Raw genomic sequence first — 597 nt, forward strand, 5'->3', positions numbered from 1 at the left:
TTTTAGAGTAGCAAACCCTGTAGTCGCAATGGTCGACGCAACCAGTCCGAAAATACCAAGAGGTGCTAAACGGATCACCACTCTTACTAGCTGAGTGACGCTTTCTGAGAAGTCTTGGATCATACTCTTAGTTGCGTCACTTGCGTGGCGTAAAGCAATCCCTAAACCGATTGCCCAAGCAAGAATACCAATATAGTTACCTTTGATCAGTGCATCGACTGGATTAGCAAAAATATTGATTAATAAACCCTTAAGCACTTCAGCAATATTACTTGGAGGCGTAAGTTGAGTATCACCAACGGCTAAAACAAGGTTTGATGGAAATAAAAAGGATCCCATTACCGCAACCAATGCGGCAAAGAAGGTACCTAATATATACAATACTAAGATTGGACGAATACTAGTTTTTTGCCCTTTACGGTGATTAGCAATCGATGCCATAACCAGTACCCAAACTAAGACTGGCGCAACCGCTTTTAACGCACTAACAAATAAATCCCCCAACAGTGCAACGTTTTGTGCTCCTGTTGGCCATAACCATGCCAATAAAATACCCGCAATTAAACCAACAAGTATTTGTTTAACTAAACTGCCTCT

1 protein-coding gene is annotated in these 597 nt (G+C 41.4%); it reads right to left on the reverse strand.

Going from position 1 to position 597, the window contains the following annotated elements:
- Positions 1-597, reverse strand: a 597-nt coding sequence (locus ABN217_RS19795) for a cation:dicarboxylate symporter family transporter (RefSeq protein WP_349459934.1), incomplete at both ends; no start/stop codon positions are given.

The organism is Proteus sp. fly-1067 (assembly GCF_040139345.1).
Lineage (GTDB): Bacteria > Pseudomonadota > Gammaproteobacteria > Enterobacterales > Enterobacteriaceae > Proteus > Proteus vulgaris_B.